Annotated in this window: 9 protein-coding genes and 2 pseudogenes; 1 reads left to right on the top strand and 10 read right to left on the bottom strand. The window is 72.6% G+C overall.

Annotated elements, in window-relative coordinates; genetic code table 11:
• Nucleotides 1-77: 77 nt before the first annotated feature.
• Complete coding sequence (locus QU603_RS00935; RefSeq protein WP_308492627.1) at nucleotides 78-2,354, bottom strand: LLM class flavin-dependent oxidoreductase; 2,277 nt, start codon at nucleotides 2,352-2,354, stop codon at nucleotides 78-80.
• Nucleotides 2,355-2,413: 59 nt separating this feature from the next.
• Here QU603_RS00935 and QU603_RS00930 point away from each other — a divergent pair, with 59 nt between their 5' ends.
• The gene (locus tag QU603_RS00930) at nucleotides 2,414-3,190 is read left to right on the top strand and encodes a glycosyltransferase family 2 protein (RefSeq protein ID WP_308492626.1); all 777 of its coding nucleotides are present in this window, start codon (nucleotides 2,414-2,416) and stop codon (nucleotides 3,188-3,190) included.
• 84 nt (nucleotides 3,191-3,274) lie between these two features.
• Here the strand turns inward: QU603_RS00930 and QU603_RS00925 are convergent, their stop codons facing one another.
• From QU603_RS00925 to QU603_RS00895, 9 genes and pseudogenes are all read right to left on the bottom strand, one after another.
• On the bottom strand, nucleotides 3,275-4,183 hold the full coding sequence (locus QU603_RS00925) for an alpha/beta fold hydrolase (protein ID WP_308492625.1): 909 nt from the start codon (nucleotides 4,181-4,183) through the stop codon (nucleotides 3,275-3,277).
• Between the two features lie 175 nt (nucleotides 4,184-4,358).
• The gene (locus tag QU603_RS00920) at nucleotides 4,359-5,036 is read right to left on the bottom strand and encodes an ABC transporter ATP-binding protein (protein WP_308492624.1); all 678 of its coding nucleotides are present in this window, start codon (nucleotides 5,034-5,036) and stop codon (nucleotides 4,359-4,361) included.
• Nucleotides 5,033-5,389 carry a hypothetical protein gene (locus tag QU603_RS16470; RefSeq protein WP_370655364.1) on the bottom strand — a complete coding sequence of 119 codons (357 nt, stop codon included), beginning with the start codon at nucleotides 5,387-5,389 and terminating at the stop codon, nucleotides 5,033-5,035. Before QU603_RS16470 ends, QU603_RS00920 begins: the two co-directional genes overlap by 4 nt.
• 102 nt (nucleotides 5,390-5,491) lie before the next feature.
• Nucleotides 5,492-5,683: pseudogene (locus QU603_RS16465) on the bottom strand (molybdenum ABC transporter ATP-binding protein); the annotation flags it as partial.
• A pseudogene (locus QU603_RS16460) lies at nucleotides 5,635-5,850 on the bottom strand (ATP-binding cassette domain-containing protein); the annotation flags it as partial. The pseudogenes QU603_RS16460 and QU603_RS16465, both read right to left, overlap by 49 nt.
• Nucleotides 5,851-6,073: 223 nt before the next feature.
• The gene (locus QU603_RS00910; RefSeq protein ID WP_308492623.1) at nucleotides 6,074-8,779 is read right to left on the bottom strand and encodes an FtsX-like permease family protein; all 2,706 of its coding nucleotides are present in this window, start codon (nucleotides 8,777-8,779) and stop codon (nucleotides 6,074-6,076) included.
• On the bottom strand, nucleotides 8,776-11,547 hold the full coding sequence (locus QU603_RS00905) for an FtsX-like permease family protein (RefSeq protein WP_308492622.1): 2,772 nt from the start codon (nucleotides 11,545-11,547) through the stop codon (nucleotides 8,776-8,778). The genes QU603_RS00910 and QU603_RS00905 overlap by 4 nt, the downstream gene beginning before the upstream one ends.
• A gap of 32 nt (nucleotides 11,548-11,579) precedes the next feature.
• Complete coding sequence (locus tag QU603_RS00900; protein ID WP_308492621.1) at nucleotides 11,580-12,185, bottom strand: DNA-3-methyladenine glycosylase I; 606 nt, start codon at nucleotides 12,183-12,185, stop codon at nucleotides 11,580-11,582.
• A gap of 63 nt (nucleotides 12,186-12,248) precedes the next feature.
• Nucleotides 12,249-14,366: an acyl-CoA dehydrogenase family protein gene (locus tag QU603_RS00895; protein WP_308492620.1), complete on the bottom strand. Its 2,118-nt coding sequence runs from the start codon at nucleotides 14,364-14,366 to the stop codon at nucleotides 12,249-12,251.
• Nucleotides 14,367-14,707: the final 341 nt, after the last annotated feature.

Below are 14,707 nucleotides of genomic sequence, written 5' to 3'. Positions count from 1 at the left end.
GGCGGCTTGCCCTTTGAACCTTAGGGGAGGTCCGCGGGACGGGCGATGGGGACCTTTCCCCATCGCCCGTGCACGCCTCAGCCGGTGACGCCTTCTTCGGGCGGGATCGCGAAGTTGTCCCGGAACACGCGATCGGGGTCCACACGTGCCTTCACCCGTTGCAGTCGCGCGAGGGTGGCCGGCGGGAACGCCTCATCGATGCGCTCCGGGCGCTGCGAGCTGTCGAAGCTCAGATACAGTCCCCGCGAATGCGCGGCCAGCTCGTCCCACACCCCGTCGAAGCGCTCCGGGTGCGCGCCGAACGCGACCACGGAGAAGGCCGCTGCCCGATGCGCATAGGCCGTCGCGTCGTCGGGCACGTCGGCGACGGCACCGCCCACCGACCGCACCTGGAAGAAGTACGTCTCGCCCGCGTCGAGCATGCGCGCGGCCGCTTCGGCCGCTTCGGGCGTGATCTCATCCAGCAGCGCCGAACGCGCCAACGGCTCACCCGCACCGTGCTGCGGTCCGATGTCGGCGTTGGCCATGATCTGCGCATACGTGGTCAGCTCCACGCGCTGGTCGACCAGCGGCCCCAGCTGGGCGAACGGCTGCAGCACGGCGATGACGTCGTCGGGGTCGCTCCGGTCGATCACCGCCATCACGTGTGCGAGCTGGGGCTGACCCGGGCGACGTGCGCCCAGGATCAGGAAGCTGGTCAGTTCGCGCGGGGCCTCCTGCACCAGCCGGCCCCAGTCCTGCAGGAACCGCGCGGTGTCGCTCGCGTCGAACACGAGCTGGGCGAAGCCGAGCGGTCCGACCTCGTCGACCTCGAACTCGAACGCCGTGACGATCCCGACGTTCGCGCCGGCCCCGCGCACTGCCCAGAACAGGTCGGGGTCGGATACGGCATCCACGCGTGTGATGGTGCCGTCGGCCAGCACCAGCTCGGCCGCGCGCAGGCGGTCGATGGTCAGCCCGTGCTCGCGCGCGAGCCAGCCGACGCCGCCGGCGGTGGCGAGACCTCCGACCCCGACGCCGCCGTAGTCGCCCGAGCTCAGCGCCCAGCCGTGCTCGCCGAGCACCGCCGCCACCGTCATCCAGCGCGCACCGGGTCCGATGCGCACCAGGCGCCTCTCGGCGTCGAGCACCTCGATGTCGTCCATGCGGCGCAGGTCGATCACGACGCCGCCGTCGTTGGTCGACCTGCCCGAGACGCCGTGCCCGCCGCTGCGCACCGAGAGCGGCACTGCGCCCTGGCGGCGCGCGAAGGCGACCGCTTCGGCCACCTGCTCGGGCGAGTCGGGCTGCAGGATGATGCCCGGGCTGCCGCCGCGCAGGTAGGTGGACTGCACATCGGCGTAGTCGAAGTCGCCCGGTTCGATCGCGGTCAGACCGGCCGGCACGTGGTCATAGTCGATGCCGTCGCGGCGGGCCGCCAGTGCCGTTGCGGCGCGGACCGGAGTGGAATCGGTGCCGCGGGCGGCGCGTTCGCGGGCGACCTGCTCGCGCACGGCGGGGGCGACCTCTTGGCCGAACACCTGCAGTGCTCGCGCGTCGTCGGTGGCGAAGATGAACGTGCCCATGCCGTCGTCGAGGGCCAGCTGCACGAGGTGATCGATCCAGCCGTTCATGTCCGAGCGGGGACCGCCCACGTTCAGCAGGCGCCGGATCTCGCCCGGGGCGCGCCCGACGCTTGCCGCCGCATCGTCGATGCGTGCGTTGGCGGCGGCCAGGTCACCGGGCTTCAGGTATCCCTCCGAGGGCAGCCAGCCATCGGCGAGACGGCCGGTGATCCCGAGCATGCGCGGCTTGTACGCGCCGACCCAGATCGGCACGTCGTGCGCGGGCCGCGGGCCACGCTTGGCGCCGTGCGCCTGGTAGTACTCGCCGTCGGCGAAGACGCCGCCGCGGGCCGAGGCATCCCACACCTGCCGGATGAGACCGATCGCCTCCTCCAGCGCGCTGACCGCCTGGCCGGGTGTCAGTTTGCGTCCGCCCATCGCTGCGATCGCGTCCCAGAACGCGCCCGAGCCCAGGGCCAGGTCGAACCGGCCGTTCGAGAGCAGATCCAGGCTCGCCGCGGACCGCGCGACCACCAGCGGCGGCCGCAGCGGCAGGTTCAGCACGTTGGGCGCGATGCGGATGCGCTCGGTCTGCGCGGCCACGAACGACATCAGGGTCCAGGTGTCCAGGAACGCCGGCTGATACGGGTGGTCCTGGAACGAGACGAGGTCGAGGCCGGCTGACTCCGCCGCCTGCGCGAGCGCCACCGGCGCCTGTGGCTGCGCGGCAGCCGGCGTGATGAATGCCCCGAACTGCAGCGGGTGCCCGTAATCCATGTGTCCTCCGGTGGGCCCAACCGGTGCCCCCATGCGGCTATTCCGCGGCGTGCCGCGCCGCCGACACATGACAGGCTCTAGGCTGGCCGACGATGAGCAGCCCGAGCGTCGCAGTGACCGTCGTCATCCCGTCGCTGGACGATGCCGAGATGCTGCGCCGGTGCCTGGAGCATCTGGCCGTGCAGACCCGCCGCCCCGACGAGATCATCGTCGTCGACAACGGATCGACCGACGACACGACGGCGGTGGGCCTGGCAGCCGGCGCTCTGGTGGTGCACGAGCCGGTGCACGGCGTGCTGCGGGCCACCGCGCGCGGATTCGATGCGGCCACCGGCGAGATCATCGCACGGTTGGATGCCGATTCCCGGCCGGCTGCGGACTGGACGGCGCAGCTGGTCCGCGGATTCGACGCGGACCCGACCCGGGCCGCCGTCACCGGCACCGGCAGGTTCTACGACTGCGGACCGGTGTGGCGCTTCATCGGCCGCTACCTCTACCTCGGCGGATACTTCGCCTCCATGGGCGTGATCATCGGGCATCGCCCCCTGTTCGGCTCGAACTTCGCGCTGCGACGGGCGGTATGGACGGATGCGCGAGAACGCGCCCACATCGACGACCCGCACGTCCACGACGACCTCGACCTGAGCTTCGTGCTGGGCACGGGCGTCGACTTCGACAGGGCGCTGCACGTGGGTGTCTCGGCGCGCCCGTTCGACGACTTCGCGGGGTTCCGCCGCCGGGCCGCGTGGGCGTTCCACGTCGTCGCGATCAACCTGCGCGAGCGCGGCTGGCTGCAACGCGTGGGCGACGGGGCGGCCGCGCGCCGGGCGCGGCGGGCCCTGCGCCGGCGGGACGCGGTGCGGCGCTGACCGGGCCTCGGTACGGCTGACCGGGCCTCGATGCGGCGACCGGGCCTCGATGCGGCCGACTGCGCCTCGATGCGGCCGACGGGCTCAGGCGTCGAGCACGGTGCGCATCGCCTCGACGACCTGGTGCGGTGCGGTCTCGCAGGGGCTGTGGCCCGCATCGAGCACGACCTGGCGGGCGCCGAGCGCCGCGGCGAAGGTCCGGTGCGCGGCCAGTGGCCACACGTCGTGCGCTCCCGAGACCACCAGCGTCGGCACGCCGGTCGCCCGCACCGCCGCGGCCAGATCCGGTGTGTGGCGCATCAGATCGAGCACGTCCGCGACGCTCGAACGGCGGGTGAGAGCGAACCGCGCCGTGACGAACACCGCGCGCTCGCGCGGAGCGCGGTGCACGTTGTTGCGCAGCCCCCAGACGAACAGCGCTCCCAGCGCCCGGGGCGACAGCATCCCGCTGAACGCTCCCAGTACCTTGAACGCACGCAGCGACTGCCCTGCCACCGGTGTCGCCGACAGCAGCGTGAGTGAGGCGAACAGGTCGGGGCGTTCTGCCAGCACGGCGGTTGCCACCGTGCCCGCGAACGAGTATCCGAGCACGTGTGCGGGCGTCGCGCCGGCCTCGAGCACCGCCCGCAGATCGCCGCAGAAGAGCTCGAACGTGTAGTGCCGGTCGGGCGGCACGAGCCTTTCGGGCCCCGCCCCGGCGGACTCGAACTGGCCGGCCATGTCGAATGCCTCGACACGGAATCCGGATGCTGCCAGCAGCGGCAGCATGAGCGTGAAATCCTCTTTCGACCCGGTCATGCCGGGGACGAGCACGACCCGGCGCCCGCCCGCCGGTCCGAGCGTCGCGCGAGCCAGCGTGCCGCTGGGCACCTCGACCGTGTCGCGCACCGCGCCTTCGGGCAGCACGCTCCAATCGATCGGCGCGAGCGCGGCATCCTGCGCCGCGGCCGTGCGCAATCGCGACGCCAGGTCATCATCGCGCTCGATGGTCACGCACCGATCCTAGGAGGAAGCCGAGGTCACCCGCGCGCACAGCTGCGGGGATCGTGCACGACACGCCGCGGAATCGGCGACGGGCCCGGCGCGCCGGGCAGAATCCCCGCCGTTGTGCACGGGCCGGGCCGACGAGGCCGATGGGCCGGGGCCGGGCCGGGCCGGGCCGACGAGGTCACCCGACCGGGACGGCGGCCGTCAGCCGACCGTCGTGCAGTTCGAGCACGCGGTCGGCCCGGGCCAGCATCGCAGGATCGTGCGTGGCGACGATCGCCGCCGTCCCCCGCTCGTGCACGAGCTGTGCGATCAGCGCCATGATCTGTGCCCCGGTCTCGGAGTCGAGCTGTCCGGTCGGCTCGTCGGCCAGCAGCACGGCCGGCTGCACGACCAGCGCGCGGGCGATGGCGACCCGCTGCTGCTGACCGCCTGACAGCTCGGCCGGCCGCTGCGCGACGTGATCTGTCAGCCCGACGGCGGCGAGCGCGGCAGCCACCCGGCGCGTGCGCTCGGCCGGTTCGGTGCGGCGGATACGCAAGGGCACCTCCACGTTCTCTGCGGCAGAGAGCACCGGCAGCAGTCCGAACCCCTGGAACACCGAGGCGACCCGCGTGCCCAGCAGCGCTCGTCCGCCGCGGCCGTACAGGTCCTGACCATCGATCTCGACAGTGCCCGACGACGGGGCGTCGAGCCCGCCGAGCATGGTCAGCAGCGTCGTCTTGCCGGCGCCCGAGCGGCCGCGGATCGCCACGAGCTCCCCGGCGCCGACGTCGAGGTCCACGCCGCGCACGGCGGTCACATCGCCCGCATCCGTAGGGAAGACGCGCGTGAGTCCGACGGCGTGCAGCGCGGTCATGACGGTTCTCCTTCGTCCGCGGATTGTGCCTCCGGCACGACGGGGGTGGATGCCGCCGTCCCGGGCCGCACCTCGATGCGGTCGGGCTGCAGCGACAGCCGCACGCGCTCGCGCAGCCGCAGTGCCTCGACGTACTCGGCGGGCAGCTGCATGCGCCCGGCGCGGTCGAGCACGGCGTACTCGGCGGCGGTGCGGACGCTGCGCCCCTCGGCATCGGTGTGCATCGTGCGCAGAGTCTCGGTCGCGGTGCGTCCGTCACGGATGCGCACGGTGCGATCGACGTGCTCGGCCACGGCCGCATCGTGCGTGACGATCAGCGTCGTCACTGCCCGCTCGCGGTTCGCGCGCTCCATGGCGGCGAGCACTTCGGCGCTGGTCTGCTCGTCGAGCTCGCCGGTCGGTTCGTCGGCCAGCAGCACCTTCGGCTCGTTGGCCAGGGCCACCGCGATCGCGACCCGCTGGTTCTGCCCGCCCGACAGCTGCGCGGGGTGCCGGTCGGCGACGTCAGCGACCCCGAGCTGTCGAGCAGTTCGTCGGCCTGTGCCGCCTGCCGATCCTTGGCGATCACGCCGGCCACCGCGTGCACCATGGCGACGTTCTGGCGAGCCGTCAGATATGGCAGCAGGTTGCGGGCGGACTGCTGCCACACGAACCCGACGGTGCGCCGGCGGTAGTCGAGCCGTTCCCGACCGCGCATCGCGACCAGGTCGTGGCCCGAGACGTGGGCGCGCCCGGCGCTGGGAGTGTCGGATCCCGACAGGATGCCCAGCAGCGTCGACTTGCCCGACCCCGACGCTCCGACCAGGGCGACCATCTCGCCCTGCCGCACGGTCAGATCCAGTCCTTGCAGCGCCTGCACCTCGACGCCCTGCGCCGTGAAGATGCGCACGAGCCCCTCGCAGACGATGTCGAACGTGGCGCCTGTGATGTCGGTCATGATCCCACTCCCCTCGCGATTCCGCCCCGCTCCACCGGTCCCTGCTCCATCGGCCCCTGCTCCACCGGGCCCTGCTCCACCGGGCCCTGCTCCACCGATCTCATGTGTCCTCCTCTTCGGCGAGCCGACGCAGCGCCGAGGCGGCGCTGACCCGCGATGCGACCAGAGCCGCCAGCGCGATGCCGATCGCGGCGATCACGACGAACACGACCGAGACGGCCAGCGGAATCCAGCCCGCCAGCGCCAGGTCGGGTTGCGCGCGTCCGCCGACGAACCGGGTCAGATCGATGTCCGGCAGCAGCAGCATCGGCAGCAGAACGCCGACCGCCAGTCCCACCGGCAGTGCGATCAGCAGCGGCGGGCCGACCTCCCACGCCACCAGCGGCAGCTCGCGGCCACGCGGATAGCCCTGTGCCTGCAGCAGCCCCATCATCCGCCCCCGCGACGGCGAGCCGCGCAGCAGCGTCATGGTCACGGCGAACACGAGCAGCACGGCGGCGATGGCCGGGGATGCGGCGAGCACCCGTTGCACCGTCGCCAGGGCGGGGTCGGCCGAGCGCTCGGCGATGACCTGCGCGGGCGTGAGGGTGCGGCCGCCGTCTCCGGCGGCGGTGCGCAGGGATGCCGCCACCACGGCGGGGTCGGCGCCGGGGCGCAGCGAGACCAGAGCGGTACGGGTCGTGGTGCCTGCACCGAGGATCCGTTCCGCGTTCGCCCGGTCGATGACGATCCACCGGGCGACGGGCGCGAACGCCGCCGCCGGCACGGTGGAAGCGATGTGCACATCGACGCCGTGGATGGCCAGCTCCGCGCCGCCCAGGGAGTCGACGGCCGCCTGCGATGCCACAGCGGTCACGGAATCCTTCCCCGCATCGCTCAGCCCGTGGGGCAGCGGCAGTGCGCCGGGCACCCCCGCCTGCACGCGGGCGACCTCGGCGGTGTCTACCGCATAGACGGTCAGCGTCACCCACTGCTTGGCGCCGTTGGCCGGCAGCTGGACATCCGCAGAGACGGCGGCCACGGCATCCACCCCCGGCACTGCCCGCAGTGCCGGGGCGTCCAGAGACGTGCCGGTCACCTGCACGTCGGCACCGACGCTGTCTCGGGCGGATGCCGCAAGCCCGGCAGTGACCGTCGCGCCGAAGACCACCGCGAACATGGCCCCCGCCACGCACACGATCGCCGCCAGCGCCGGGGCGACGGGCAGTGTTCGACCGCGCCGGGCGCGGGCCGGCCCCAGCACGGCCATCACTCCGCGCCCGCCCTTCAGCGCCGCCTCGACGGCGGTGAGCACCCACGGCACGAGGCGCAGCACGATCACGCAGCCGATGGCGGCCAGCGCGGCGGGAACCGTCGCACGGATCGGGTCGATCACACCGGTCCCCTTGCCGAGCATCGCGACGACGACGACGACGGCGGCCACCACGACGGAGGCCTCGACGAACAGTCGACGACGGCGCACCGGTCGGGATGCCACACCCAGATCGGCACGCGCGGAGCGGCGCGCGGCGGCGAAGGCCGTCACCGGAATGGTGACGGCGGGGGTCAGCGCCACGATCACCGGCACAACAGCGGCGATCGGTCCCGCCCATCCGACGGTGAGCGCGGCCGCGACCACGCCGATGCCCGCGCCGATCGCGCCGAGGACGAGTCCTTCGGCAGCCAGCAGCGTCGACAGCAGCACGACCGATCCGCCGCGAGCTCGAGCCAGCCGCACAGAGCCCGCGCGCCTGATCCCGCGCATGCGTCCCGTCATGGCGGCGGCGACGATCGCGACCAGCAGCGGGCCGATGGCCGCGAGGGTCACGATCGCGACCATCGCAGCGCCGCTGGCAGCGCCCTCTTCCAGCGCCGCCGGCGCCGCGGTGCTGAAGGCGAGCCCGCCCTGGAACCACAGCTCCGTGTTGACGCTGTAGTCGAAGTTCTCGCCCGCGAAGCCGCGCAGCTGCGCTGCCACGGTGGCAGCCGTCGGCCCGTCGATGCGATCGACCCGCAGCGGGAACCACACCGTCGTCGAAGCCGCACCGCCCAGCGGTCCGAGCGTGCTGAGCATTCCGGGTGCGGCATACGCCGTGGCCAGATGCACCTTGTCGCCCATGGCCGAGATCTCCAGGCCCGGCTTCAGGCCGGTGCGCTGGTGCGTCCAGTCCCGGTCGGAGGCATGCTTCACCTCGTACACGCCGACCAGCTGCACGGTCGTGGGCGTCGCTTCGCCGGCCATGTGGCGCACCTCGCCCACGTGCCAGTGCAGCACCTCGGCGGCGTCGCGCGACAGCGCGAGCTGCACGACCTGGTCGTCGGGACCGTTCGGCTCGGGCATGGCGCCCTCGACGAACCGGACTCTGCCGGCGAACAGCGGGTCGAGGACGATCTGCACCCTGTTGGCGGGGGCTGCACCGTGCGCGGGCACGGCGGGTCTGCCATCGATCGCGACGAACACGCGCGGCGGTCCCAGCACGTCGCGCAGTGGATGCGGCAGCTTCGGCAGAATGCGCTCGGCGCCCGCGAACGGCTGCCCCCACTTCTCGGCGTCGGCGCCGAGATCGGTGAGCGTGCCGTCCCCCGGGCTGGGCCCGGGGAACACGGGCCCGCGCAGAGTCGAGGCCGGGTCTATCGAGTCGGGGCGCAGCGTCGCCAGGTGCGATCGCACCGTGGCCGTCTCGGCGTTCTCGACCAGCGCCGGCGCGATGGCTCCGATCAGGGCGATCACGGCGACCGTGAGCACGACCACGATCGAGGCGCCCGGCGCGGTGGCCGCCGAGATCAGCGCCACCCGCATGCCGGAGATCCGGCGCCGGGCGCTCACGTGAGACCTCCCGCCGTGAGCGCGCCGACCAGGGCGGGCCCCAGCCACACGGCGATGACGGTGCCGGCCACGACGCCCACGACCACGGCGAGCGCTGCAGAGACCGACAGTTCGATCGTCGTCGACCGCTTCTGCTGCGCCGAGGTGAATCCGAAGGCGCGCAGAGGCATTGTCTCTTCGCGCCGGTCGTGGATGCCGGTGGTCGCCACCGCGGCGAACCCGACGACGGCCAGCAGCGCGACGATGGCAACGCCTGCGGTCATGAGCTTCAGCATGGGGTCGATCAGCGCGGCCGTTCCGATCGAGGTGGCCGTCACGATCCGCACCGGCGTGCGCGCGGCGGCCCGCAGTGCGGCCGACACCCCCGCGACATCGGAGGTCTGCGCCCAGATCTGGTCGGCCGCCGGCACCGATCCGCCCAGGTGAAGCGCCCGTCCGGTCAGTGCGGTGAAGTCCATCGCGACGCCGCGAGCCGATCCGATTCCGGGCAGCCTGTCGCGCACCGCCGTCACCCGTGCGCTCACGGGCTTGGCCAGGGTGCCCAGGGCGAGCGAGACGTTGTCGCCCGGGTGCAGCGCGAGCGCGTCGGCGAAGGCCCGGGTGACCACCACGTCGGCCTGGGCATCCACGTCGTCGATCGTCACGCCGCGGTCCAGCCGTCGTCCCTCGTCGAGGGTCAGACCCAGCGACGCGCTGTGTTCGGAGCCGTGAGCGACGATCTGCAGCTGCATCTCGTCGGCCGGACTCGGGTCGCCCGACGGGGCGGGGGCGGATGCCTCGACGGCGGCCAGGCGGTCACCCGCACGCACCGGGACACTGAGGCGATGCGCCCGCCGGTCGACCGGCACGGTGCCCACGGTGGCCGTCTGCGGCGCCCCGGACGGGTCGACGAACCAGGCGCGGATGGAGGCTCTCGCTGCGTGCGGTGCGACGAGACCCTCGGGCGCAGACGCGGTGACCTCGAGCTCCAGCGTGTCCCCCAGGGCGAGGGCGGCCCCCGGTGCGAGGTCGGATGCCGCGACCTGCGCTTCAGCGGTCAGCACCGCGGCCGGCAGCGCCACGAGCCGGCCCGACACCTGCCCGGCCGTGATCATGGAGACGAAGGCGGTGTACACGTGGGCACTGCCGTCGTCCGTGTCGGGGACGTCGATGCCACGGGCGTCCAGAGCGGGAGAGGAGGCATCCACGATCGGCGACGTGTCGTAGACCGCGCGCACGTCTGCGCCGACGGCGGCGGCGGTCGCTTCGCCGGCAGCGCTGCCCGCCCCGGCGACCGCGACGACGGCGAACAGTGCGGCTCCTGCCGCCAGCGACAGGCTCAGCACCCCGGCCAGCACGATCGGGGCGCGCCGGGCCAGCCGGCGCAAAGCGAGGACGCCTGCCAGACCCCGCAGGCCGCGCGCCGCCCGTGCGGCCACCGCGGCGACCGGGCCCGCGATGAGCGCGCCGATCAGGCCCGCGGCGATGATCGCCAGTGCGGGTGCGGCAGCCGCGGCGATGTCGGCCGAGCCGTCAGGGGCAAGGCCCGTCGTCAGCAGCTGTGCCGCGGCGAGCGCTGCCAGCACTGCGGCGAGCACCGCCGCCCCGGCGATGCCGGCCACGGTCTGCCGGGTCACATCATCGCGCGCTCCCGGCGGGCTCAGCGCGGCACCGGTGAACACTGCTGTGATCAGCACGAACGCGGCGCTCGCGCTGAGCAGGGCGGGCCCCAGCGCTGCGGTGGGCGGTGAGCCGGCCAGGACGCCGGCCAGGGTCCCCGCGGCCAGTGCCACGATGCCGACCGCGCCCGAGATGCCGGCAACCTCGGCCAGCACCGCGGCCCGCGAAGCACCGCGCCTGCGCAGCAGATCGACCTCGTCGCGCAAGCGCAGTCCGACCCCGCGGGCGAGCACGCCCAGCACGAGTGCGCCGACCACGACCAGCAGCACGACCGGGATCGCCAGCACGCTGCGCGCCGATGCCGCGGCGGCCGCCGCGCGGGCCAGCGTCGCGTCCCAGCCACCGGTGACCCGCATGCCCAGGCCGCCGGTGTTCAGCTGGTCGATCTGCGCCGACAGGCGGGCGATCCCGGCCCGCGCGGGAGCGATCGAGGCTTCGGCCATGGCGTGCGAGGGCGTCACCGTCCACCGCAGACGGCCGCCCTGATCGATCGCGCCGAGCACGCTGGCGCCGACGAGCACCGGCCCCACCGACGACCCGTCCCTGCCCGATCCAGGCGAGGGCTCGCCCGCCCAGTGCGCCGCGGCAGCATCGAGCGGCCGCCACACGCCCACCAGAGGAATGGGCACGCCGCCGCTGACGATCGTGTCACCCGGCGCGACGCGCAGCAGTGCAGCGCCGGCCGCCGAGATCGCCCCCTCATCACCCGTCGGCCACGTGCCCTGCGTCAGGGCGGCGTGGTCAGCGATGTCGGGATCGGCCACCACCACGATCGAGGTGATGTCGTGCGGGGCGCCGGCGCCGGCGATGTCGTCCAGCGGGGCCTGCGTCCACGTGCTGCGGGCGATGGCGGTGCGCACCGTCGATCCGAACGCCGTCTGGATCGCGGCATCCACCGACTTCGGGTCGCTCCCGTAGGCGGGTGCATCGATCACCAGGGTGCGGTCCATCGGGTCGGCGTCGGCCACGAGCCGCGCCACGCCGCCGTCGACGGCATGATCGATCATGGCGGTCGCTCCCGCGAGCGTGCCGCTCAGGGCGGCGGCGACCGCGCCGAGCACGACCAATTGGCCGACATGCTGCGCGGCGCGGCGTACGGCGAACAGCATGCAGCTCCTTCGTTGGCGCGTCCGCAATGAGGTTAGCCGGCGCGCCAGCACCCGGCCACATGGTCATCGACCATGCCCACGGACTGCATCAGCGCGTACATCGTGGTCGGTCCCACGAACCGGAAACCTCGGCGACGCAGCTCCTTGCTCATCGCGGTGGACTCGGGGGTGGATGCCGGAAGCAGGCGCAGTTCGGTCGGCCTGGGTCCGCCCGGTGCGGGCGCGAAAGACCACATCAGCGCGTCGAGTTCACCCTCGGTCATGGCATCGACCAGCCGCGCGTTGCCGATGGCCGCGTCGATCTTCGCGCGGTTGCGGACGATGCCGGCGTCGGCCATCAGCCGTTCGATGTCGGCCTGCCCGAACCGGGCGACGGCCGCGGGATCGAAACCGGCGAACACCTCACGGAATCGCTGCCGCTTGCGCAGGATCGTGATCCAGCTCAGGCCCGCCTGGAACCCCTCGAGCGTCATCTTCTCGTACAGCGCGCCGTCGCCGTGCAGCGGCCGCCCCCACTCCTGATCGTGGTAGCGGCGGTAGTCGTCGTCGTCGCCCGCCCACGCGCATCGCGTGCGCCCGTCGGTGCCGGTCACCACACTGTCGCTCACTCGCGTCAGCCTATCCGCCACCCCGGACATGAGAAGGGGGACCGCGTTCCCGACCGCGGTCCCCGAAGAGGTCGACGGACGCAGAGAAGCCGACTACGTGCTCGAGGCGGCTTGCTTGCGCAGCGTCTTCTCACTGACCGGCGCCTCACCCGAGGCGCGCTGCGCGGCGTAGTACGCCCGTGCCTCCTCCTGCCGCTCCCGCTCCCCGCCGAGGGCGATCGGCGCGCGCACGTGCTCGGGCGCGAATCCGAAGGCGTCGACGAGGTCCTGCGCGTGCGGGCGCAGCCGCGCGCACAGGCGATCGATGTAGCGGGTGACCGATGCCGCGCGCTGGGGCGACAGGCGGCCGTTGATCAGATACCAGGCCAGGTGCTTCTCGATCAGCCACAGCCCGAACACGTCGCGCAGCCAGGTCAGCACCTGTCGGGTCCCGTCATCCTCGACCGCACCGACGACCTCGGCGAACGCCTCCCACTGCAGCAGCTCGCCGTGCGCGCGCGCTGTCTCGATGAGCTCCGACTGGTGCTCGTTGAACAGCTCGGCCGCCTCGGCCTGCGACAGCTTCGCAGCCGGCCGCAGTGCGGTCGCGAGGTCGGTGACCATCTGCTCGACCCGCCCCGCCAGCAGCTCATGCTGCTGCTCGGCGCGCAGACCCAGCTCGACCGAGCGTGCGGTCGAGCCGAAGTCGGCCACCGACTGGCCCAGGGTGCGCAGGCCCGCGCCGTGGAAGATCTTGCCCGCGGTCTGACCGACCGCGAAGCGGGCGAGGGCCGCGGCATCCTTGTCCTTGAACTGCCGGGCGAAATCGCTCAGCAGGCGCTTGCCGACCAGCTGCAGCAGGACGTTGTTGTCGCCTTCGAACGTCGCGTAGACGTCGAGGTCGTGGTGCAGATCGACCAGCCGGTTCTCGGCCATGAACCCCGCACCGCCGCAGGCCTCGCGGCATTCCTGGATCGTGTCCAGTGCGTTCCACGTCGACAGGGGCTTCAGCGCCGCGGCGAGCGTCTCGAGATTCTCGCGCTCGTCCGGGGTGTCGTGTGCGCCGCTGAACACGCCGTCGAACATCCGCAGCAGGTGGTCGTGCGCGAAGAACTGCGCGTACGTCTGCGCGAGGCGCGGCAGCAGCCGGCGCTGGTGCTTGCCGTAATCCAGCAGCACGACCTCGTCGGTGCCCGAGCCGGAATCGAACTGTCGACGCTGCCCGGCGTAGGTGATCGCGATGTATTCGGCCAGCGCGGCACCCGTCGTCGACGCGCCGTCCAGCGACACGCGCCCCTGCACGAGCGCGCCGAGCATCGTGAAGAAGCGACGCCCCGGGCTGGGGATCTTGCTCGAGTATGTGCCGTCGGCGGCCACGTCGCCGTAGCGGTTGAGCAGGTTCTCGCGCGGAATGCGCACGTGGTCGAACGCGAGCCGGCCGTTGTCGATGCCGTTCAGGCCCCCCTTGACCCCGTCGTCCTCGCTCTTCACCCCGGGCAGGGTCTCACCGTTCGCGTCGCGGATCGGCACGAAGAAGCAGTGCACGCCGTAGCTCACGCCGCCCGTGATCAGCTGCGCGAACACCGTCGCCGCCCGCCCGTGCACAGCGGCGTTGCCGAGGAACTCCTTGGTGGCCGCACGGAACGGCGTGTGGATGACGAACTCCTCGGTCGCCGGATCGTAGGTCGCCGTCGTGCCGAGGGCCGCGACATCCGACCCGTGTCCCATCTCGGTCATCGCGAAAGCGCCCGGCAGCGCGAGGGTGCGCACGTCCGAGAGCCACTTGTCGTGGTGCGGCGTGGTTCCCAGCTGCTGGATCGCCGAGCCGAACAGCCCCCACTGCACGCCGGCCTTGATCTGCATGCTGGGGTCGGCCAGCACGAGCTCCTCGAACGATGCGAGATTGCCGCCGTTGTCTTCCTGGCCGCCGTGCGCGCGCGGGAAGGCCCGCCCGCTCGCATCGGCCCGCACGAACAGGTGCAGCTGGTCGAGCACGCGTTCACGGTGCTCGGGCATCGGCAGGCCGTGGATCTGCCAGAACGCCGGGTCCTTGATCATCTCGCGCGATTCGAGCCGCGCTTCGCGCCAGGTGCCCAGCAGCAGTTCGGTCACATGCGCGACGTCGATGCGCGCCTCACTGGCCTCGGCGGCGGAGTGCGGCGCGGTCGGCGCGCCGCCTTCGGGCGTGTGTCGGTGCGTGGACGGCTTCTTCGATCGGACGACGTCGGCCATGGGGAACCTTTCGCAGGGGACGCTTCGACCGTAGGTCTCACACAACTGCACCCCAACTCCATTGAGTGGATGCAACAACCCGGCTGCCCCTCGCACTCAGCCTGGGTTGTGGCATCCGCACACCCGGTCGTGGCCGGCTCTCGTTGCGCGGGGGTTTCGCCCGGCGGGTGGTTTTCGCCGGGCAGAGGGGTTTTCGCCGGGCGGAGGCGTCTTCAGCGCTCAGGAGCCCTCGTCTCGGCCCAGAGCCCTCGTGCGGATCCCGCCACACGCCAGCGTGACATCTCGCGCGGCGCTCCGCGCTATCACGTTCTGCGTACGCGCCCGTGTTTTGCGCACCGCGC

This window comes from Microbacterium terrisoli (assembly GCF_030866805.1).
Classification (GTDB): Bacteria; Actinomycetota; Actinomycetes; order Actinomycetales; family Microbacteriaceae; genus Microbacterium; species Microbacterium terrisoli.
This window is presented reverse-complemented; position numbering and strand designations above follow the sequence as displayed.

What these genes read in the sequence shown, in the direction of transcription:
- QU603_RS00895 (WP_308492620.1), bottom strand. Translation starts at nt 14,366, where the DNA reads ATGGCCGACGTCGTCCGATCGAAGAAGCCGTCCACGCACCGACACACG.
- QU603_RS00930 (WP_308492626.1), top strand. Translation starts at nt 2,414, where the DNA reads ATGAGCAGCCCGAGCGTCGCAGTGACCGTCGTCATCCCGTCGCTGGAC.
- QU603_RS16470 (WP_370655364.1), bottom strand. Translation starts at nt 5,389, where the DNA reads ATGGAGCGCGCGAACCGCGAGCGGGCAGTGACGACGCTGATCGTCACG.
- QU603_RS00920 (WP_308492624.1), bottom strand. Translation starts at nt 5,036, where the DNA reads ATGACCGCGCTGCACGCCGTCGGACTCACGCGCGTCTTCCCTACGGAT.
- QU603_RS00905 (WP_308492622.1), bottom strand. Translation starts at nt 11,547, where the DNA reads ATGCTGTTCGCCGTACGCCGCGCCGCGCAGCATGTCGGCCAATTGGTC.
- QU603_RS00935 (WP_308492627.1), bottom strand. Translation starts at nt 2,354, where the DNA reads ATGGGGGCACCGGTTGGGCCCACCGGAGGACACATGGATTACGGGCAC.
- QU603_RS00900 (WP_308492621.1), bottom strand. Translation starts at nt 12,185, where the DNA reads ATGTCCGGGGTGGCGGATAGGCTGACGCGAGTGAGCGACAGTGTGGTG.